At 65.5% G+C, this 18,886-nt stretch carries 18 protein-coding genes; 5 read left to right on the top strand and 13 right to left on the bottom strand.

The window, feature by feature from the left end; genetic code table 11:
• Nucleotides 1–74 precede the first annotated feature (74 nt).
• A complete protein-coding gene (locus tag EN846_RS19315; RefSeq protein WP_127392847.1) occupies nucleotides 75–899 on the top strand; it encodes an isocitrate lyase/phosphoenolpyruvate mutase family protein in 825 nt (274 codons plus the stop codon).
• 138 nt (nucleotides 900–1,037) lie between these two features.
• Here EN846_RS19315 and EN846_RS19320 read toward each other — a convergent pair whose 3' ends face one another.
• The 13 genes from EN846_RS19320 to EN846_RS19380 all read right to left on the bottom strand — a co-directional run bounded on the left by EN846_RS19320 (nucleotide 1,038) and on the right by EN846_RS19380 (nucleotide 16,887).
• Nucleotides 1,038–2,555 carry a LysM peptidoglycan-binding domain-containing M23 family metallopeptidase gene (locus EN846_RS19320; RefSeq protein WP_128346033.1) on the bottom strand — a complete coding sequence of 506 codons (1,518 nt, stop codon included), beginning with the start codon at nucleotides 2,553–2,555 and terminating at the stop codon, nucleotides 1,038–1,040.
• Between the two features lie 116 nt (nucleotides 2,556–2,671).
• Entirely contained in the window at nucleotides 2,672–3,331 is a 660-nt protein-coding gene (locus tag EN846_RS19325; protein ID WP_127394322.1) for a protein-L-isoaspartate(D-aspartate) O-methyltransferase, read from the bottom strand.
• Entirely contained in the window at nucleotides 3,328–4,086 is a 759-nt protein-coding gene (gene surE, locus EN846_RS19330; protein ID WP_126054204.1) for a 5'/3'-nucleotidase SurE, read from the bottom strand. Before surE ends, EN846_RS19325 begins: the two co-directional genes overlap by 4 nt.
• Entirely contained in the window at nucleotides 4,086–5,390 is a 1,305-nt protein-coding gene (serS, locus tag EN846_RS19335; RefSeq protein ID WP_128346032.1) for a serine--tRNA ligase, read from the bottom strand. The genes surE and serS overlap by 1 nt, the downstream gene beginning before the upstream one ends.
• Before the next feature lie 100 nt (nucleotides 5,391–5,490).
• The gene (tatC, locus tag EN846_RS19340) at nucleotides 5,491–6,366 is read right to left on the bottom strand and encodes a twin-arginine translocase subunit TatC (RefSeq protein ID WP_127394111.1); all 876 of its coding nucleotides are present in this window, start codon (nucleotides 6,364–6,366) and stop codon (nucleotides 5,491–5,493) included.
• Nucleotides 6,363–7,151, bottom strand: a complete 789-nt coding sequence (gene tatB / locus EN846_RS19345) for a Sec-independent protein translocase protein TatB (protein WP_135858380.1) — start codon at nucleotides 7,149–7,151, stop codon at nucleotides 6,363–6,365. Before tatB ends, tatC begins: the two co-directional genes overlap by 4 nt.
• Before the next feature lie 29 nt (nucleotides 7,152–7,180).
• Nucleotides 7,181–7,402 carry a twin-arginine translocase TatA/TatE family subunit gene (locus tag EN846_RS19350; RefSeq protein WP_127286570.1) on the bottom strand — a complete coding sequence of 74 codons (222 nt, stop codon included), beginning with the start codon at nucleotides 7,400–7,402 and terminating at the stop codon, nucleotides 7,181–7,183.
• A 180-nt stretch (nucleotides 7,403–7,582) separates the two neighbouring features.
• Nucleotides 7,583–8,338, bottom strand: coding sequence for an SMC-Scp complex subunit ScpB (gene scpB / locus EN846_RS19355; RefSeq protein ID WP_127286569.1), 756 nt, complete (start codon nucleotides 8,336–8,338; stop codon nucleotides 7,583–7,585).
• Complete coding sequence (locus EN846_RS19360) at nucleotides 8,335–9,135, bottom strand: ScpA family protein (RefSeq protein ID WP_127393928.1); 801 nt, start codon at nucleotides 9,133–9,135, stop codon at nucleotides 8,335–8,337. Before EN846_RS19360 ends, scpB begins: the two co-directional genes overlap by 4 nt.
• Before the next feature lie 63 nt (nucleotides 9,136–9,198).
• Nucleotides 9,199–10,218 (bottom strand): beta-N-acetylhexosaminidase, encoded by a 1,020-nt coding sequence (nagZ, locus tag EN846_RS19365; protein ID WP_127286568.1) that lies wholly within the window; start codon nucleotides 10,216–10,218, stop codon nucleotides 9,199–9,201.
• 133 nt (nucleotides 10,219–10,351) lie between these two features.
• On the bottom strand, nucleotides 10,352–13,732 hold the full coding sequence (locus EN846_RS19370; RefSeq protein WP_135858378.1) for an SPOR domain-containing protein: 3,381 nt from the start codon (nucleotides 13,730–13,732) through the stop codon (nucleotides 10,352–10,354).
• Nucleotides 13,733–13,835: 103 nt separating this feature from the next.
• Nucleotides 13,836–15,593 carry an arginine--tRNA ligase gene (gene argS, locus EN846_RS19375; protein ID WP_127283788.1) on the bottom strand — a complete coding sequence of 586 codons (1,758 nt, stop codon included), beginning with the start codon at nucleotides 15,591–15,593 and terminating at the stop codon, nucleotides 13,836–13,838.
• Between the two features lie 64 nt (nucleotides 15,594–15,657).
• Nucleotides 15,658–16,887, bottom strand: a complete 1,230-nt coding sequence (locus EN846_RS19380) for a deoxyguanosinetriphosphate triphosphohydrolase (protein ID WP_127283789.1) — start codon at nucleotides 16,885–16,887, stop codon at nucleotides 15,658–15,660.
• A gap of 69 nt (nucleotides 16,888–16,956) precedes the next feature.
• Between EN846_RS19380 and erpA the strand changes: the two genes are divergently transcribed.
• The 4 genes from erpA to EN846_RS19400 all read left to right on the top strand — a co-directional run bounded on the left by erpA (nucleotide 16,957) and on the right by EN846_RS19400 (nucleotide 18,883).
• On the top strand, nucleotides 16,957–17,304 hold the full coding sequence (gene erpA / locus EN846_RS19385; protein WP_126054194.1) for an iron-sulfur cluster insertion protein ErpA: 348 nt from the start codon (nucleotides 16,957–16,959) through the stop codon (nucleotides 17,302–17,304).
• Nucleotides 17,305–17,314: 10 nt separating this feature from the next.
• Nucleotides 17,315–17,719 (top strand): VOC family protein, encoded by a 405-nt coding sequence (locus tag EN846_RS19390; protein ID WP_127283790.1) that lies wholly within the window; start codon nucleotides 17,315–17,317, stop codon nucleotides 17,717–17,719.
• A complete protein-coding gene (gene xth, locus EN846_RS19395; RefSeq protein WP_127283791.1) occupies nucleotides 17,716–18,510 on the top strand; it encodes an exodeoxyribonuclease III in 795 nt (264 codons plus the stop codon). The genes EN846_RS19390 and xth overlap by 4 nt, the downstream gene beginning before the upstream one ends.
• A 79-nt stretch (nucleotides 18,511–18,589) precedes the next feature.
• Nucleotides 18,590–18,883 (top strand): hypothetical protein, encoded by a 294-nt coding sequence (locus tag EN846_RS19400; RefSeq protein ID WP_127283792.1) that lies wholly within the window; start codon nucleotides 18,590–18,592, stop codon nucleotides 18,881–18,883.
• Nucleotides 18,884–18,886: the final 3 nt, after the last annotated feature.

The raw sequence follows: 18,886 nt of genomic DNA on the forward strand, positions 1-18,886 counted from the left end.
CAGCACTTGTTCTTTATTTGTTCCGATTGTTGTGTCATCTTCCTTCGGTGACTCGAAGCCCGAGGGAGAACGCATTGGAGAGCAAGGGCGCGGCGTTTCGCAGGCTTCATCAGGAACCAGGTACGTTCATCATTCCCAATCCCTGGGACATAGGCACGGCACGAATTCTGGCGGCCATGGGTTTTCGGGCCCTCGCCACCACCAGTGCCGGCATGGCGTTTTCCCTTGGTGTCGCCGAAGGACAGGTCTCGCGAGAGGATACGCTAAGTCACTGTCGGTCCATCGTGGCGGCAACGCCACTGCCCGTCTCCGCCGATCTCGAAAAGGGCTTCGGCGACAGTCCGCAAAGTGCTGCCGAGACGATCGAGGCCGCGGCCGGCATCGGCCTTGCCGGATGTTCTCTCGAAGACCATACCGGCAGGCATGACGATCCGATCTATGAATTCGCGCTGGCGGTCGAGCGGATCGAGGCGGCCGCACAGGCGCGCCGCGCCCTGCCGGATGATTTCGTCCTGACGGCGCGCTGCGAGAACTTCCTGTGGGGCCGCCCCGATCTGGATGACACCATCAGAAGGCTGCAGGCTTTCGAGAAGGCCGGCGCCGATGTGCTCTATGCGCCCGGCCTCCACGACCTCGGCATGATCCGCACCGTCTGTGGCGCCGTGACGAAACCGGTCAATATCGTCATGGGCATGCCCGGCGCCACGTTTGGCGTGGCCGAATTGGCGGATGCTGGCGTCAAGCGGATCAGCGTCGGCTCGGCGCTGGCGCGGCTCGCCTATGGCAAGTTCGTCCACGCCGTGCGGGAGATGAAATCCGCGGGCACCTTCCGGTTTTCCGAGGAAGCGATGGGCTTCGCGGAACTGGAAGGCTTCTTCACCGGATCAACGCAAGCTTGAGTTCGCCACCCGTATGCCGCGGCGCTGGACGTTTGCCAAAGCGGTGCCGGCAGCGACTGAAAAAGCCCGCCCCTTGCGGAGCGGGCTGAGCCGGCGGGCTGGACTGGAGGTCTCAGACGGCCCGCAATTGTTCTTCTTCTATTCGAGATAGCCCGACGGATCGACCGGGGCGGAGTTCTTGCGCACCTCGAAGTGCAGCTTCGGCGAGTCGGTGGTGCCGCTCATGCCCGACAGCGCGATCTCCTGGCCGCGCTTGACCTTCTGGCCGCGCTGCACCTCGATCGAGCTGGCATGGCCGTAGACGGTGACCAGCCCGTTCTCGTGCCGCACCAGAACGGTGTTGCCGAATTCCTTCAGCCCGTCGCCGGCATAGATGACGACGCCGTTCTCTGCAGCCTTGACCGGCGTGCCCTCCGGGACCGCAATGTCGACGCCGTCCTTGCCGCCGCCAAAATTGGAGATCACGCGGCCGCGCACCGGCCAGCGCATCTTGCCGATGCCGGTGGCATCCGGCGCCACCGCGTCGTCGTCCTCGGCCTGCTGGATGACCTTGGCGTCCTTCTTCGGCGGCGTGTAGGAGGCGAGCGTCTCGGTCGGCTTGGCCGCCGGCTGCGTGGTGGCCGTCGTCACCGGATCGACCTTGACCGGCTTCGCGGCGGCGACAGTCGCCGTGCCGCCGGCCGGAACCTTCAGCGTCTGGCCGATCTTGAGCAGGCCGTCCTGCATGCCGTTCGCCTGCTTCAGGGCCACGACGCCGACACCGGTCTTCCTGGCGATGGACGACAGCGAGTCGCCCTGCTGGACCGTGTAGGTGCCGCCGGCGCCAGCCGGCTTGGCGGAGGCGACCTGCGTCGCGGGCTTGGCGTCCTTCGATCCGCTGGCGGCGGCAGAAGCGTCGACCGGCGCGGCCGACTTGCCGTCCTTGAGCTTGGGCTGCTGCGGCAGCACGGCGATCTTCTCGGGCGCGCTGGCGGGCTTCGGCGCATTCGCGGGCTTGGTGTCGGCGAGTTTCTGCGCCGGCTCCTTGCTCGAATAGGCATAGGCGGGAATGACCAGCTTCTGGCCTGTCTTCAGGCCCTTGGTCGCACTCAGACCGTTGACCTTCATGATCACGTCGGCCGGCACCTTGTAGCGCTGCGCCAGGCCGGAGATGGTCTCGCCGTCCCGGACCACGATCTCGGTGGCGTGAGGCGTGCCGGCGGCCGCCATCTTCGAGTCGGGCTGCGCCTCCTTGAACGGCTTCGCCGCCGGGGCGACGGTGCCGGTGGTCGTCCTGTCGACATGCGTGGCGGGCGGCGCCAGGACCGGGGCCGAAGCGGTGCGCATCGGCTTCGCGGCGGGCGCCTGGGCCGGCTGTGACACCGGCGGCGGCAGCTGCTGCACGGAAACCGGCTCCAGGCTGGAGCGGCTCACCGACTGGGTGTGGCTGCCATCGACCGGCGCCGGCGCCATCGCAGTGTCGCCCGGATAGGGTTGGGCGGCATCCTGTTTATCGATGATGGCGCGCTGATTGTTGGTCGAGGAGGTGAAGACGTCGTCGACACCGTTGAAGCGGGCGACCTGGGAGCTGCACCCCGCAGCGGCGCCTGCAATCATGAGGACGGCGCAGCCACGCGCCAGATTGCGTCCGTTTGCCTTCAAAACACTGAATTGCATCGCACTTAACCCGCACAGACCCGGTACAAACTGGTCATGATTAAAGCGCGTTAATGTTACTGGCCGGTTAACCCCTTAGAATCCGGCGAAAATTTTCTTAAAATATTCGAGGAAGGTCAAATGACGGCGGCGACGCTGCGCAGGATCGGCTGCAGCCTGACGATACCGATGTCCTCGCGCTCGAAGCGGCTGCCGACTTTGGTGAGCTTTGCCAGCACCTGCTCGCCCTCCTCCGGGCCGATCGGCGTGATGACCACACCGCCGCTCGACAACTGGTCGAGCAGGAAACGCGGCAGGTTGTCGAAGGCAGCCCAGGCAACGATGCGGTCGAACGGCCCTTCATTCGGCAGTCCGTTGGAGCCATCCGCCTGGCGGACGATGACATTGCCGATGCCGAGCGCCTCGAAGCGCTGTTTGGCCTGCTCGGTCAGCGTCTTGTAACGGTCGATGGTGACGACGCGCGACGCCAGCCGCGACATCACCGCCGCCGTGTAGCCAGTCCCGGTGCCGATCTCCAGCACGCGGTTGCCGGGCTCGATGCCAAGCGCCGCGAGCACTGCGGCCTGCAGGTCGGCGCCCTCGATCGCCTCGCCGCATTCGATCGGCAGCATGCCGTCCGACCAGGCGAGCGAATGGAACTGTCCGGACAGGAAGCCACGGCGTGGCGTCGCCTCGAAGGCGGCAATCAGCGGCTTCGGCGCCGACCCCCGGCCGCGCAGGCGCAGCAGGAAGGCGGCAAAGCCTTCGCGGTCGTCGACTGAAATCGGCTGGTTCATGCGAGCGCCTTGGTCAGTTGGTCGCGAATTTCATGAGCTGTAAGGTCGAGCTGCAGCGGCGTCACCGACACCAGTCGGTTGCGCATGGCATGGAGATCGGTGCCCTTCTTGCCTTCGACCGGCTCGCGGCCAAAGCGCAACCAGTAGTAAGGCAGGCCGCGCCCGTCGCGGCGCTCGTCCACCCACAGGCTGTGCACCAGCTTGCCTTGCGAGGTGACGACGGTGCCCTCGATCTCGTCGGGCGCGCAATTCGGAAAATTGACGTTGAGCAGCACGCCGTCCGGCAATGGCATCGCCACCAGCTTTTTCAGCAGCGCCGGCGCCAGCGCCTCGGTGGTCTCGTAGGGAACGACGCGGTCCTCGCCGGCATAGGAATAGGCCTGGCTGACCGCGATCGAGCGCACGCCGAGCAATGCGCCCTCCATGGCGCCGGCGACCGTGCCGGAATAGGTGACGTCGTCGGCGATGTTGGCGCCGGAATTGACGCCGGACAGGATGAGGTCGGGCATGCCCGGCAGGATCTTCTTGACACCCATGATGACGCAATCGGTCGGCGTGCCGCGCACGGCGTAGTGCTTGTCGCCAATCTTGCGCAGCCGCAGCGGCTCGGAGATCGACAGCGAATGCGCGTAGCCGGATTGATCCTGCTCCGGCGCCACCACCCAGACGTCGTCCGACAGCGTGCGCGCGATGCGTTCGAGCGACGCCAGGCCCTCGGCATGGATGCCGTCATCATTGGTCAAGAGAATGCGCATTACTTCGATTCGATCTTGGTCAGACCACCCATGTAAGGCCGAAGCGCTTCAGGAATGGTTACGCTGCCATCCTCATTCTGGTAGTTTTCGATGACGGCGATAAGAGCCCGGCCGACCGCGGTGCCCGAACCGTTCAGCGTGTGGACGAAGCGGTTGCCCTTGCCGTCCTTGTCCTTGTAGCGAGCGTCCATGCGTCGTGCCTGGAAGTCGCCGCAGACCGAACAGGACGAGATTTCGCGATAGGCGTTCTGGCCGGGCAGCCAGACCTCGATGTCATAGGTCTTGCGCGCGCCGAAGCCCATGTCGCCGGTGCACAGCGTCATGGTGCGGAACGGCAGCTCCAGCCGCTTCAGCACTTCCTCGGCGCAGGCCGTCATCCGTTCGTGCTCGGCGATCGAGCTTTCCTGGTCGGTGATCGAGACCAGTTCCACCTTGTAGAACTGGTGCTGGCGCAGCATGCCGCGGGTGTCGCGCCCGGCCGAGCCCGCTTCCGAGCGGAAGCACGGCGTCAGCGCCGTGTAGCGCAGCGGCAGCTTTTCATGCGCGGTGATTTCTTCGCGCACCAGGTTGGTGAGCGGCACCTCGGCGGTCGGGATCAAGCCCAGCCTGCCGTCGCCATGCGGCGTGAAAAACAGGTCGAGCTCGAACTTCGGCAATTGGTTGGTGCCGAAGAGGACATCGTCCTTGACCATCAGCGGCGGGATAACCTCCTCGTAGCCATGCTCGGTCGTGTGCAGATCGAGCATGAACTGGCCGAGCGCGCGCTCCATCCGCGCCAGCTGGCTCTTAAGCACCGTGAAGCGCGAGCCTGACAGCCTTGCCGCCCGCTCGAAATCCATCATGCCCAGCGCTTCGCCGACTTCGAAGTGCTCCTTCACCCAGTTCGGGCGCGCAGGCACCTCGCCGACAATGCGCTTCACCACATTGTCGTGCTCGTCCTTGCCGACCGGAACCTCATCCAGCGGCACGTTGGGCAGGACCGCCAGCGCATCGTTCAGCGCCTTGTCGAGCTCGCGCTCGCGCGCCTCGCCGTTCTGGATGAAGGCCTTGATCTCGCCGACTTCGGCTTTCAGTTTTTCGGCCAGAGCGGCATCGCCCGAACGCATGGCGTTGCCGATCTCCTTCGAGGCGGCGTTGCGGCGTTCCTGCTTGACCTGCAGTTCGGTCAGATGCTCGCGCCGCGCCTCGTCGCTGGCGATCAGGCCATCGACGGTGGACTGCGCCTCGGCCGCCGACCACGAGCGCTTGACCAGCGCCTCGGCAAGGGCCTTCGGGTTGTCGCGAATCCATTTGATGTCAAGCATGGTCTGAACGCTCCTGAGCTAAGGCTCGAGGGCGTAAACCGCATCCACGATCGATGCAAGATGGGCCGGGCGGCGGTTACCGTTTTCCGCCGCCGCCGCGTTACGATGCCGCCGGCGCCGAGGGCTCGTCCGGCGTCTTGTCGGCCACGGCCTCGCCTGCCTCCTGCTTCTCGCGCGCCAGACGGTCCCGCTCCTGGCTGCGTTCGATCAGCCGGGCCGACCAGATGGCGACCTCGTAGAGCAGGATGGTCGGGATGGCCAGGCCGATCTGGCTCATCGGATCCGGCGGCGTCAGCACGGCGGCAACGACGAAGGCGATGACGATCGCCCATTTGCGCTTCTCGGCCAGCGCCTTCGACGACAGCATGCCGACCCTGGTCATCAGGCTGGTCACCACCGGCAGCTGGAACACCAGGCCGAAGGAGAAGATCAGCGTCATGATCAGGCTGAGATATTCCGAGACTTTCGGCAGCAGCGAGATCTGCACCTGGTCGTTGGTGCCGGTCTGCTGCATGGCGAGGAAGAACCACATCACCATCGGCGTAAAGAAGAAATAGACCAGCGAGGCGCCCATCAGGAACAGGATCGGCGAGGCGATCAGGAACGGCAGGAAGGCGTTGCGCTCGTTCTTGTAGAGGCCGGGCGCGATAAATTTGTAGATCTGCGTGGCGATCAGCGGGAAGGCGATCACCATGCCGCCGAACATGGCGAGCTTGACCTGCGTGAAGAAGAACTCCTGGGGCGCCGTATAAATCAGCTCGACCTTGTGCGGGTCGAGCCCGGCCCATTGCGTCGCCCATTTGAACGGCACGACCAGGAGGTTGAACAGCCGCTTGGCGAAGAAGAAGCAGACGAGAAAGGCGACGAAGAAGCCTCCCAGCGACCAGATCAGCCGCCGGCGCAGCTCGATCAGATGCTCGATCAGCGGCGCCGACGATTTCTCGATTTCGTCTCTTTCCTGATCCGTGACGCTCACTTGGCGGCTCCCGCCGTCTTCTTGGGCGCGGGCTTCGTCGCCGGCGCGGGCTTCGTCGCCGGCGCCGTCTTCTTGGGCGAGGGCTTCGCCGTCGCCGGCTTCGTCACTGGCGCCGCCTTCACTTCAGCCTTGCTCGCCGGCTTGGTTGCGGCCGGCTTCGTTGTCTTTGCTGGTGCGGCTGGCTTGGCGGCTTTCACCGGCGTCGGCTTTGCCTGCGCCTTCGCAGCCTTCGCCACGGTTGCGGGTGCCTTGGCAGTCTTCGCCGCGGCCGGCTTCTTGGCGTCCACCTTCTGCGGCGCCGCCGTTGCAGCGGCAACTGCCGGCGCCACAACGGCATCGTCGGTCATCGCCGGGAAGATGGGCGCCGCCGGCGTCGCTTCAGGTGTCTCGACGCCAGGCAATACCGTCGCGCCGTTCTTCAGCGGCTCGCTGGCCTGCGGCGTCGAAGCGGCGGGCGTGGCCGGATCGACGGCAGGCTTCGGCTTCATCGCGGCATCGACGCCGGAGCGGACATCGGCCGCCGCCTGTTCGAACGGATTGAGCTGCTTGCGGATCTCGGCGACCGGGCTGAGGCCCCTGAGCTCGTCCACCGACTTCTTGACGTCGTCGAGTTCGGCTTCCTTCAGCGCCTCGTTGAACTGCTTCTGGAAGTCGCCGGCCATGGCACGCAGCTTTGCCGTCGTGCGGCCGAAGGTGCGCAGCATATTGGGCAAATCCTTCGGCCCGACGACCACGATCATGACGACCGCGATCACCAGCATCTCGGTCCAGCCGACTTCAAACATGGCAATCTGTTCCGACTAGAACCTCGGGCTCAGCTCTTGCTGGCCTTTTCCTTCACCGTCGAAACGGTCTCGTCCGCGCGATGCTCGACGGTGCGCTTGTCGTCGGCGGTGTCGTCGTCGGCCATGCCCTTCTTGAAGCTCTTGATGCCCTTGGCCATGTCGCCCATCAGCTCCGGAATCTTGCCGCGGCCGAACACCAGCAGCACGATCACCAGGACGATCATCCAGTGCCAAATCGAAAACGAACCCATAGCTACTCTCTCTCGAATGTTTTCCCTGGCGATGATCTATGCGCTTTCGCGTTGGGATTCAAACACAACCGCGACAAAGTTTATGACAGCGCGGCGGATGTCACGCATTTTCGGTAATGCCGCCCGCTACCAATCGGCGCATCTACCCTCGCAGCGCTGCTTTTGACAGCGGCAGGCAGGTCAATCTTCCGTGACGCGCGGCGTCAGAAGACCGAGTTCCTCGAGGTCGATGTCGGTCAATGCATCCTCGTCCTCGGCCAGCGCGTCGGGGTCGGCCGGCGGCAGCGGCACCGAGAAATTCGACGGCATGCGGGTCGAAAGCAGCCCGGCGCCTTTCAGTTCCTCCATGCCTGGAAGATCGCGGATCTCCTCCAGCGCGAAATGGTCGAGGAAGGCGTCCGTCGTACCGTAGGTGACGGGGCGGCCGGGCGTGCGGCGACGGCCGCGCATCCTGATCCATTCCGTCTCCATCAGCGTGTCGAGCGTGCCCTTCGAGGTTTCGACGCCCCTGATGTCCTCAATCTCGGCGCGCGTCACCGGCTGGTGGTAGGCGATGATCGCCAGAACCTCGAGCGCGGCGCGGGACAGCTTCCTTTGCTGGACTGTGTCGCGGCTCATCAGGAACGCCAGGTCGCCGGCGGTGCGGAAGGCCCAGGCATCGCCGACACGCACCAGATTGACGCCGCGCCTGGCATAGATCTGCTGCAGGTCGGCCATCGCGGCGGCGATGTTGATGCCGTCGGGCAGACGCGCGGCAAGCTGCTTTTCGCTGACCGGCTCGGCGCTGGCGAAGACGATCGCCTCGGCCATGCGCACGGCTTCCGCCAGAGCGAGCCGCTCGGCCGGATTCTCGACCGAAGCCTGCTCGACCGCAGTTTCCTCGGCCTCGTCTTCGACCTTGAACGGAATGACCGAAGCGTTGGCGCGTTCGCTCATGCTACCACCTCGACTGCCTTTATGCCTTGGGCGCGGCCGCGCAGATAGATCGGCGCGAACACCTGCTCCTGCCGCAAGTCCAATTTGCCTTCACGCACCAGTTCGAGCGTCGCGGCAAAGGAGCTGGCGACCGCCGTGCGCCGCTCTTCCGGAGCGGCGAGATACTCGATCAGGAAACTGTCCAGCGCCGTCCAGTCGCTGAGCGTGCCGACCAGCCTGTTCAGGATGTCGCGCGCATCCTTGAGCGACCACACGCCACGCCTGGCGATCGTCACATTGTTGATCGCCTGCTTCTGGCGCTGCTGCGCATAGGCGGTGAGCAGATCGTAGAGCGAGGCGGAGTATGCGTTGCGCTTCTCGATGATGACCATTTCCGGCATGCCGCGCGCGAACACGTCGCGGCCGAGCCGGTTGCGGTTGACCAGCCTGGCGGATGCATCGCGCATCGCCTCCAGCCGCTTCAGCCGGAACTGCAGCACCGCCGCCAGTTCCTCGCCGCTTTCGCCCTCTTCGCCCGGCTGCTTCGGGATCAGAAGCTTCGACTTCAGGAAGGCAAGCCACGCCGCCATCACCAGATAGTCGGCCGCAAGCTCCAGCCTCAGCGCCCTCGCCTGCTCGACGAAGGCGATATACTGCTCGGCCAGCGCCAGGATGGAAATCCGCGCCAGATCGACCTTCTGGTTGCGCGCCAAGTGCAAGAGAAGGTCGAGCGGCCCCTCGAAGCCGGCGACGTCGACGACCAGCGACGGATCGCCTGTGACGCGCGAATCGTCGTTCTCGGCCCACAGACGGTCCATCGGTGCGGCCTTCGCGGCCTTGCTGTCCAATGTTTCCGCCACTGCCCCTGTCTCTTTCCTCTGTCAGGCCACCGCGTCGAAATAGGTGGCAAACTCGGCGCGTATCTCGGTCTCGTTCGCGCGGTCGCGATCCTTTATATAGGTCAGCGCCCGCTCGGCGCGCTCGAGCGGCTTGCCGGTAAGCGCCGTGGTGCGTGACGCGATGCCCGACATTTCCTCGAAAACCCCGTTGCAGTGAAGGACCAGATCGCAGCCCGCCGCAAGGATCGCCGCCGCCTTTGCCGGGAAATCCCCAGAAAGTGCCTTCATCGAGGTGTCGTCGCTCATCAACAGCCCGTCGAAGCCGATCTCGCCGCGGATAATGTCGTTGACCACCTTTGCCGAGGTCGTCGCCGGGTTGTTCGGATCGACGGCGCTGTAGACGACATGCGCCGTCATCGCCATCGGCAATTGGTTGAGCGCCTTGAACGGAGCGAAATCATGGCTGCGCAGCTCGCTGAGCGGCGTATCGACCGTCGGCAGTTCGAAATGCGTGTCGGCGAAGGCCCGCCCGTGCCCCGGAATGTGCTTCATCACCGGCAGCACGCCGCCCGACATCAGTCCCTCGGCGGCGGCGCGGCCAAGCTCGATGACGGGGCCCGGCTCCTTGCCGTAGGCGCGCGCGCCGATGACGTCGCTGGCGCCTTCCACCGGCACGTCGAGCACCGGCAGGCAATCGGCGGTGATGCCATGGCGAAGCAGGTCAAAGGCATGCAGCCGCGCCATCAGCCATGCGGCGCGGCGGCCAGCCTCGCGGTCGTTGCGCCACAGCGCGCCGAGCGCGCCGCCCGCGGGATAGTTCGGCGCCAATGGCGGCCGCAGGCGTTGCACCCGGCCGCCTTCCTGGTCGATGAACACCGGCGCGTCCGCGCGCCCGACGGCGTCGCGCATCGAGGCGACCAGATCGCGGATCTGCTCGGTCTCGCCGACATTGCGGGCAAACAGGATGAACCCCCACGGTCGTTCGCCGCGATAAAAACGGATTTCCTCGGGGGTGAGCGATTTCCCGGCGCAGCCGAGGATCATGGATTTTGATTCGGTCATGCGTGGAAGCTTAGGGCTTCGCGCGGACAAAGGGAATCTCCCCGCCCAACATGCGGCTGAAGGCCCGATCCCGGTCCACAAAAAACCGGCGCAGCCTCGCAGCCGCGCCGGTTTTGATTGATTGCAGCCAGCCTCAGCGCGACACGAAGCAGTTGCCGCCGGCCGCCTTGTAGCTGGTGCACAGGGCGATCGCGTCGTTGCGCGACTGCGCCGGCACGCGGACGCGGTAGAAGGTGCCCTTGCCGGCGATCTCGGCCTTGACGATGTTGGCGGTGCGGCCCGACAGCACGCTGCCGTAGCGGCGCTGCAGGTCCTGGTAGGTGGACTGCGCGCTTTCAACCGTCGGCTGCGAGGCGATCTGCATCGACCACGAACCGCCGCCCGCCGCTGCCGCGCTCGGTGATATGGAGGCGACCTGGTCGGGCTTCACCTCGCCGACGACGTCGACCGGCTGGTCGGACGGACGCTGCGGCGCAACCGGAACAGTGGCCGGCGTGTCGGCCGACTGGCTGTGGGTGGTCTGCGTCTTGGCTTCAGCCTTGGCCTCGGGCTTCGGCGCCGCCGGCTTGAGCGGCTGAGCGGCATCGGACTGGTCGGCGCTGGCGACCTGGTCGGTCGGCTGATCGCTTGCCTGATCGGTCGCCGGCGCCACGGTGCCGGTCTGCTCGGCACCGGCCTGCGCCGCGGGGGCGACATGCTGGGGCGCCGGATCGGCCGGTTCGGCGGCAGCGACCTGCGGAGCAGCCTCGGGTGCAGGATCCTCGCGCGCAACCAGCGAGCCATCGGGCTTGACCATCATGGTCCTGACCTTGCGCGGCGCGACAGCGACGACTTCCGGGTTGGTCCCTTTGTCGGCTTCCTGCAGGACCTGGGCTATGCGATCCTCGGATTTCGGCGCCGGCGCCGCTTCCGCGCTGGCCTGCGCATCCACGCCCGGCATCGCGGTCGCGGCGGCATTGCCCACATCGTCCATGCCCGGCGCAGCATCGGCGGGCGAAAGATCGACGACGCGGCTCTCCGGCTCCTTGGCTTTCACATCGACCGGCTCTTCGGTGTTGGTGACCAGCTTTTCCTGCACCGGCTCGGCCGGCTTGGTCCCCTTGACCACCGCGTCATAGACCTTGTTGTCCTGGTTCGGCACCACCGTGCCGCCCGGATTCTCCGGCTTGACCTTGATCGGCGCGTTGTCGGCCTTGACGATAACCGGCGCCTCGCTGCCGCCCTTGCCACCAAACGACAAGGCAAAGGCGCCAAGACCACCGGCCAGGGCCACGGCGCCGACGACGGCGGCGATCAGCACGCCACGGCCGCGCGGCCTGGCGGCCTCACGCTCGGCAAGGCCCGGTACCGCCATCTCCTGGTCCAGTTCGGGGTCGTAGTCGAGCTCATCGACCGCGAAATCGTCGGCCTGCGCGAGCGGCCGGCTGCCCGGCAGATCGTCAATATCGAAGCCGCCCGTCGCGGCGGCCTGGGAAACCGGCGCTGAGGCAGCCGGCATTTCAGCCGGCTTCGCCGCCGCATAGGCGCGCGCGTCGCCGTGATCGTGGCCCGGCTTGAACCCGGCGCCGTAGCTGTCGTCCTCATAGGCGGCGGCGCGTGCGGGCGCAGGCGCCAGATCGACAGCGTTCATGTCGTTCAGCAGGCCGGCGAACTCGGCGTCGAGATCGTCAAAAGCTGGCGCCGCCGGCTTTTCTTCCTCGAAATTGAGCTCGGGAATATCGAGATCGTCGGCAAGCGCCACCACGCGCTCCGGCACGTCGATGGTTTCGACGTCGGGCATCTCGTCATAGGCTTGCGGCTGGTCCTGCGGCGCGGGCTCCGGCTCGGCATAGGCCGGAACCTCCTCCACGACCGGCTCCTGCCGGTATGACGGCTCGGCCGAAACCGGCGCCGCCGATGCCGTCGGCTGGGCCGCGAACGTCGCCTGCGCGGCCGCTGCGACCGGTGTCACGCGGCTCCAGGAACGGGCCGGCTCAGGCGGTGCCGAGCGCAGCCAGTCCTGCGAAGGGGAAGCCGACGCCACGGGATGGCTCGGCTCCTGATCGCCCCCGATACCCCTGGCAAAGGCGGCATCGAACGCGTCGTCGTCGAAATCAATGTCGGCGGAGGGCGCTGCATCCTCGCCGGACGCTGGCTCCTGCCCGTCGAGATTCCAATCGAGGTCATCAGCCAGCTGTTGGGGAGCGGGAGTCTCGATCACCGGCTGACGGACGGGCTCGGCTTCCCTGGCGACGGGAACCGGCCGCGCGCTCATGGCGCCGAGGAGAGCGTTGAGTTCGTCCTCGAGGCTCCGCTCTTCGGCGGCGGGCTTCGGCGGCTCGACCGCGACGACGGCGGGCGCAATCGGAGCGATTTCCTCGGCAGCGGCTTCGGCTGCCGGCTGTTGATCCTCGGCGGTCGGCGCATCGTCGATATCAAGCTCGAAATTGTCGTCGAACGCTTCCTGCGCGACGAATTCGGGAGCATCGTCATTGGCATCGGTGACGTAAGCGGCCTCGGCAGGCGCTTCGGCAGCCACCGGCTCGTCGACCGGCGCGTGATCGATCTCGAATTCGTCCTCAAAAGCCCGCAGATCGGCCTCGGCATCGTCAGCGGCATAGGCGGCCTCGGCGAGCGCTTCGACGGCCGGCATCCCATCGGCTTCAGCCGGCTCTTCGGCCTGCGCGGCTTCAGCCGGCGCTTCGGCCTGCGCTTCGAAATCCGTGTCGACATCGGCCATCGCCTCGTCGAAATGACCGGAAAAGTCCTCCTCGGGGATCGCCTGGTCGGCAGCCGCCTGCACAGGCGCTGCATATTCGGCAGCAACGGCCGGCGCGGCATGATCCTCCGCAGGGCCATGTCCGTCTAGCGTCAGCTCGTCCTCGAGCGACAGAGAAACCGAATGTTCGAGATCGTCATCGAAAGCGGCTTCGGCCACTGGCGCGGCAGCTTCGACGACGTTGTGGTCGACCGCCTCCACCGCCTCATTGGCGCCCGGGAATTCGCGATCGAGCGACGCGGCAAGCTCGTCGTCCATCGGCAGATCGTCATCGAGCGGCGAGACGTCTTCGAGCGAACTGGCGACCGCCTGGCCGAAATCATCGTCGAAGGCCGCTTCGAATTGCGACTCCGCTTCGACCTGGAGCTCCGCATCGGCCTGCGGCTCGGCGGCCGCTTGCGCCGGGGCGCCGAAGTGATGGTCCGCGATATCGTCGAACACGAAGTCCTGGTCGAGCGACGCCGCAAGCTCGTCGTCCAGCGCAACGGAGGCTGCGGTTTCGAAAGCCGGCTCTGGCGGCTGCGCGACGGCGGCACTTTCCTCGGCGCCGAACTCGCCCATCAGCTCCTTCTCGAGGTCGATGTCGAAATCGCTGCCCGCGGCAGGCTGATTGGCGGGCGCAGCCTTCTGGACAGGCACCTGCGGCTTTACCGGCTGGCGCGGGTCGAAACCCATGATCCTGGTCAGTTCCGCAAACGGATCGTCGTCAGCGATGTCGTTGTGATCGGCTACTTTCAGCGGGGTTCTGTCTGCCATTATTGTTCCCGAACTCGCACACAGTCGGACGCCATGGACGTCGCGCAGGGTTGGCCCTTACCAGCGCAATGTGGGCAAAAGGTGACAGGCTTTTTAGTCAAACCTAACGCATCTCGGTGGGCGCTTCGGCCCCAATCAGCGTCAGGCCGGACGTCAAAACGTCCGAAACAGCCTGCACCAGCCCCAGTCTGGCATACGTCAATTGTCGGTCGTTAACCTTAACAAAACGTAAGTCAGGATTATCCGTCCCCCGGTTCCAGTGCCCATGGAAGCTGGAAGCCAGATCGTAGAGGTAGAATGCCAGCCTGTGCGGCTCCAATGCAAGGGCCGCGGACTCAATCAGTCTTGGATATTCAGCCAGCTTCCGGATCAGGCCGATTTCGCCCTCGTCGGAGAGCGAAGCCACCGACGCCGTCAGCCGATTGCGGTCGAAATTGGCCTCGCCCAACTGCTCGCTCGCCTGCCGGAACACCGAGTGGCAGCGCGCCGAGGCGTATTGCACGTAGAACACCGGATTGTCCTTCGACTGCTCGGTCACCTTGGCGAAGTCGAAATCGAGCGGCGCGTCGTTCTTGCGGTAAAGCATCATGAAGCGGATCGGGTCGCGGCCAACCTCTTCGACGACCTCGCGCAGCGTGACGAAATCGCCGGACCGTTTCGACATGCGGACCGGCTCGCCGTCGCGGAACAGCTTGACCAACTGGCAGAGCAGGACGGTGAGCTTCACCTCGTCGCCCGCGACCGCGCGCGCCAGCGCCTCAAGCCGCTTGACGTAGCCGCCATGGTCGGCTCCCAGGACATAGATCAGGTCGACGAAGCCGCGGTCGACCTTGTCCTTGAGATAGGCGACATCAGCGGCGAAATAGGTGAAGGAGCCGTCCGACTTGACCAGCGCCCGGTCCATGTCGTCGCCGACGGCGGTCGAGCGGAACAAGGTCTGCTCGCGATCTTCCCAGTCGTCCGGCTTCTCGCCCTTGGGCGGCGGCAGCTTGCCCTTGTAGATATGCCCCTTCAGCGTCAGGTCGGCGATTGCCGAGCGGATCTTCCTGGCATTGTCGGCATGCAGCGTGCGCTCGGAGAAGAACACGTCGTGGTGCACGTTGAGCAGCGCCAGATCCTCGCGGATCATCGCCATCATGGCATCGATGGTGCGGTTCTTGACGATGGCGAGCGCCTCGTCTTCCGGCATCTGCAAAAGCTTGCCGCCAAACTCCTTTACCAGCGCCTGGCCGACCGGAATGAGATAGTCGCCCGGATAGAGCCCGGCCGGTATCTCGCCGATCGCCTCGCCGAGCGCCTCGCGGTAGCGGAGCAAAGCCGAGCGGCCGAGCACGTCGATCTGCGAGCCGGCGTCGTTGATGACATATTCCTTGGTCACGTCGTAGCCGGCGAAGGCCATCAGATTGGCGAGCGTGTCGCCCACCACCGCGCCCCGGCAATGGCCGACATGCATCGGGCCGGTCGGGTTGGCCGAAACATATTCGACATTGGCCTTGCGGCCGCCGCCGATGGTCGAGCGGCCATAGTTGCGGCCCTCGCCGAGCAGCGCCGCCAGGTGCGCCTGCCAGAACCCGTCATGCAGCCTGAGATTGACGAAGCCCGGACCGGCGACATCGGCCGCCGCGACGTCGGCGTCGCCACGCAACGCCTCGGCCAGCCTTTCGGCAAGCGCGCGCGGGTTCTGCCCGGTCGGCTTGGCAAGCACCATCGCGGCGTTGGTGGCGAGATCGCCATGGCTGGCATCGCGCGGTGGCTCGACGGCGATGCGCGACAGGTCGAGCGGCGCGCCGTCCTTGTCTTTCAGGTCAAGCGCTTCTACGGCTTTTATGACTCGCGCGTTGAAATCGGCGAAGATGTTCATTGGGTCTGGCTCTGGCGGCTGTGCTAGGGAATCCGGCTCGTTGGCCGGCAAAATCGCGCTCGCCCTAGCTCAAATCGGGCGTGTGGTCAAACAAGCGACGGTGTTCCTTCAGGGCGTAGGTATCGGTCATGCCCGCCAGGAAATCGGCGACGCTGCGCGCCTTGATGCGATCCTGCGCCCTATCGAGGCCTTCGCGCCAGCCGTCGGGCATGGCGCGCGGATCGGCGAAATAGGCATCGAACAGATCCCTGACGATCCCTTCGGCGTCGGCACGCACGCGCATGACCTCGCTGTGCCGGTAAAGATGCTTGTAGAGGAAGGCCTTCAATTCCTTCTCGGTCGCGGCCATGCCGGCGGAGAAGGTCACCATCGTCTCGCCCGCCGCCCGCACGTCGTCGGCGCTTGCCGGCTTCAGGCGCTCGAGATTGGCGTGGGTGGAGGCAATCACGTCCTCGACCATCATGGTGATCTGGCGGCGCATCAGTTCATGGCCGGTGCGCACGGCGTCGAGCGCCGGATAGCGCTCCCGCACGCTCGCCAGGATCGAGCCCGGCAAGGTGACGTCCTCCAGCATGTCCAGCGTCAGGAAGCCCGACCGCAGACCGTCATCGATGTCATGGGTGTTGTAGGCGATATCGTCGGCGATCGCCGCGCACTGCGCCTCGATGCCGGCAAACCGGTCGAGTTCGAGATCATGCAGCTCCGAATAGTCGCGGATCGCCTGCGGCACCGGGCCCTTCAGCCCCTGCCCTTTGGCATCCGTCAGCGGCCCATTGTGCTTGACCAGCCCCTCCAGCGTTTCCCAGGTGAGGTTCAGCCCGTCGAACTCGGCATAACGCCGCTCAAGCCGCGTCACCACGCGCAGCGACTGCGCATTGTGGTCGAAGCCACCCCAGGCAGCCATCTTCTCATTCAACGCCTCCTCGCCGGTATGGCCGAAGGGCGTGTGGCCGAAGTCGTGCACCAGGGCCACGGCTTCGGCCAGATCCTCGTCGCCGCGCAGCGCCCGCGCCAGAGCGCGCGCAATCTGCGCAACCTCGATCGAATGCGTCAGCCTGGTGCGGTAGTGGTCGCCCTCATGCGCGACGAACACCTGCGTCTTGTGCTTCAGGCGGCGGAAGGCAGTCGAATGGATGATGCGGTCGCGATCGCGCTGGAACGGCGTACGGGTCGGGCTTTCGGCCTCCTCGAACAGCCGCCCGCGCGAGCGCGCGGGATCGCTGGCATAGGCGGCGCGCGGCCGGTAGCCGAACCCTATGTCGCCGAGAGCATCCTTGCCCTGCCGCTCGTCCATTCACCCACCAGTTGACTTGGCCCCGCCCGCTTCATACCTATCATATGAAACCGAAAGCAAGGTGACGCCATGGGCGCCGATGCCAAGACTGCCATGAAGGTCGAGATGACCGACGCCGCCGCCAAGCGGATCGCCAGGATCGTGTCCGGCGAGCCAGGCAAGACGGCGCTGCGCGTCTCGGTCGAAGGCGGCGGCTGCTCCGGCTTTTCCTACAAGTTCGACCTCGTCGACACACGCAACGACGACGACGTCGCCATCGAGAAGGACGGCGCCACCGTGCTGATCGACGACCTGTCGCTGGTCTATATGGGCGGCTCGGTGATCGACTTCGTCGACGACCTGATGGGCCAGTCGTTCCAGATCAGGAATCCGAACGCCGTCGCCTCCTGCGGCTGCGGCACCAGTTTTTCTGTTTAGCTGAAATCGGATGCCTGCCGTCGGGGCGGTTCGTCAGGTCGCGCTCTCGGCCGGCCGCGATCTCGACATCACGCTCGCCTTCTGGCGTGACGTGCTCGGCATGGGCGTGCATGCGCGCTACGATCCGCCGGGCATCGCCTTCATCATGGCCGGCGACGTGCGCCTGTTCTTCACCGATGGCGTGCCGGCGGGCATCGTCTATCTCGACATTACCGGCCTCGAAGCCTTCCATGCGCAGGCGAAGGCCGCGGGCATTCCCTTCACCGCGCCGCCGGCACTAGTCCATCGCGACACCGAAGGCCAGTTCGGTCCGGCGGGGGAAAGCGAGTGGATGGCCTTCCTAAAGGACCCGGCAGGCAATACGATCGGCCTCGTCGAACGCCTCCCGTCCGAAGATCCCAAGGGCAATCCATGAAAATCGTCACCTGGAACATCAACGGCGTTCGCGCCCGCATCGGCAACCTCACCCACTGGCTGACCGAAAGCGCGCCCGACATCGTCTGCCTGCAGGAGATCAAATCGGTCGACGAACAGTTCCCGCGCGCCGAGGTCGAGGCGCTCGGCTACAATGTCGAGACCCATGGCCAGAAGGGCTTCAACGGCGTCGCCCTCCTGTCGAAACTGCGCTTCGATGAAGTTATCAAGGGCTTGCCCGGTGATGACGAGGACGAGCAGGCGCGCTTCATCGAGGGCGTGTTCTCGACCGACAGGGGCGCGCTGCGCGTCGCCTCGCTCTATCTGCCGAACGGCAATCCGATCGATGACGAGAAGAAGTTCTCCTACAAGCTGTCGTGGATGGCGCGGCTGGAGAGGTGGGCGCAGGAGCGGCTGCGGCTCGAAGAGGCGCTGGTGCTGGCCGGCGACTACAATGTCATCCCCGAAGCCGCCGACGCCCGGTTCCCGGAGAACTGGCTGCGCGACGCCCTGTTCCAGCCGCAGACGCGGCAGGCCTTCCGTCGGCTAAAGAACCTCGGCTTCACCGAAGCGGTGCGCGCCGTCACCGATTCGTCCGATGTCTACACGTTCTGGGACTATCAGGCCGGCGCCTGGCAGAAGAACAACGGCATCCGCATCGACCACCTGCTTTTGTCGCCCGAAGCCGCCAACCGTTTTTCCTCGGCCTCGGTCGAAAAGCATGTCCGCGCCTGGGAGAAGCCATCCGACCATGTGCCGGTGGCGATCGAGCTGGCGCTGCAGCCCGCCTGAGGGCTACTCACGCAAATCTCCGCAAAACCCTGATATCGCCACAAATTGCGCGTTTGATGCGACTTGCTGCGGGGGTTCGATGGCGATCCGGTTTGTTCTTTGCTCGGCTGGCCTTGTGTTGGCGTTGATCGCGCCGGCACCGGTGCTTGCCGCCCAGGCATGCCTTGCCAACGGCAAATCGTTCAAGATTGGTGAGACCGCCTGCCTGACGATTGCCGGCGAAAGCCACCTCGCCCGCTGCGACATGGTGCTCAACAACACCTCGTGGACCAAGATCCATGACGACTGCCCGGGCACGACCCCGCCGGTCATGACCACGCCGATCTCGACGCCCGCGCCAAGCATGGTGCCGACGGAACCGACCGAGAACTGATTT

Origin of the sequence: Mesorhizobium sp. M4B.F.Ca.ET.203.01.1.1 (assembly GCF_004791025.1) — a bacterium.
Lineage (GTDB): Bacteria > Pseudomonadota > Alphaproteobacteria > Rhizobiales > Rhizobiaceae > Mesorhizobium > Mesorhizobium abyssinicae.

What these genes read in the sequence shown, in the direction of transcription:
- EN846_RS19370 (WP_135858378.1), bottom strand. Translation starts at nt 13,732, where the DNA reads ATGGCAGACAGAACCCCGCTGAAAGTAGCCGATCACAACGACATCGCT.
- EN846_RS19320 (WP_128346033.1), bottom strand. Translation starts at nt 2,555, where the DNA reads ATGCAATTCAGTGTTTTGAAGGCAAACGGACGCAATCTGGCGCGTGGC.
- erpA (WP_126054194.1), top strand. Translation starts at nt 16,957, where the DNA reads ATGGGCGCCGATGCCAAGACTGCCATGAAGGTCGAGATGACCGACGCC.
- scpB (WP_127286569.1), bottom strand. Translation starts at nt 8,338, where the DNA reads ATGAGCGAACGCGCCAACGCTTCGGTCATTCCGTTCAAGGTCGAAGAC.
- EN846_RS19390 (WP_127283790.1), top strand. Translation starts at nt 17,315, where the DNA reads ATGCCTGCCGTCGGGGCGGTTCGTCAGGTCGCGCTCTCGGCCGGCCGC.
- nagZ (WP_127286568.1), bottom strand. Translation starts at nt 10,218, where the DNA reads ATGACCGAATCAAAATCCATGATCCTCGGCTGCGCCGGGAAATCGCTC.
- tatB (WP_135858380.1), bottom strand. Translation starts at nt 7,151, where the DNA reads ATGTTTGAAGTCGGCTGGACCGAGATGCTGGTGATCGCGGTCGTCATG.
- surE (WP_126054204.1), bottom strand. Translation starts at nt 4,086, where the DNA reads ATGCGCATTCTCTTGACCAATGATGACGGCATCCATGCCGAGGGCCTG.
- EN846_RS19325 (WP_127394322.1), bottom strand. Translation starts at nt 3,331, where the DNA reads ATGAACCAGCCGATTTCAGTCGACGACCGCGAAGGCTTTGCCGCCTTC.
- EN846_RS19380 (WP_127283789.1), bottom strand. Translation starts at nt 16,887, where the DNA reads ATGGACGAGCGGCAGGGCAAGGATGCTCTCGGCGACATAGGGTTCGGC.
- argS (WP_127283788.1), bottom strand. Translation starts at nt 15,593, where the DNA reads ATGAACATCTTCGCCGATTTCAACGCGCGAGTCATAAAAGCCGTAGAA.
- EN846_RS19350 (WP_127286570.1), bottom strand. Translation starts at nt 7,402, where the DNA reads ATGGGTTCGTTTTCGATTTGGCACTGGATGATCGTCCTGGTGATCGTG.
- EN846_RS19360 (WP_127393928.1), bottom strand. Translation starts at nt 9,135, where the DNA reads ATGGACCGTCTGTGGGCCGAGAACGACGATTCGCGCGTCACAGGCGAT.
- serS (WP_128346032.1), bottom strand. Translation starts at nt 5,390, where the DNA reads ATGCTTGACATCAAATGGATTCGCGACAACCCGAAGGCCCTTGCCGAG.
- EN846_RS19400 (WP_127283792.1), top strand. Translation starts at nt 18,590, where the DNA reads ATGGCGATCCGGTTTGTTCTTTGCTCGGCTGGCCTTGTGTTGGCGTTG.
- xth (WP_127283791.1), top strand. Translation starts at nt 17,716, where the DNA reads ATGAAAATCGTCACCTGGAACATCAACGGCGTTCGCGCCCGCATCGGC.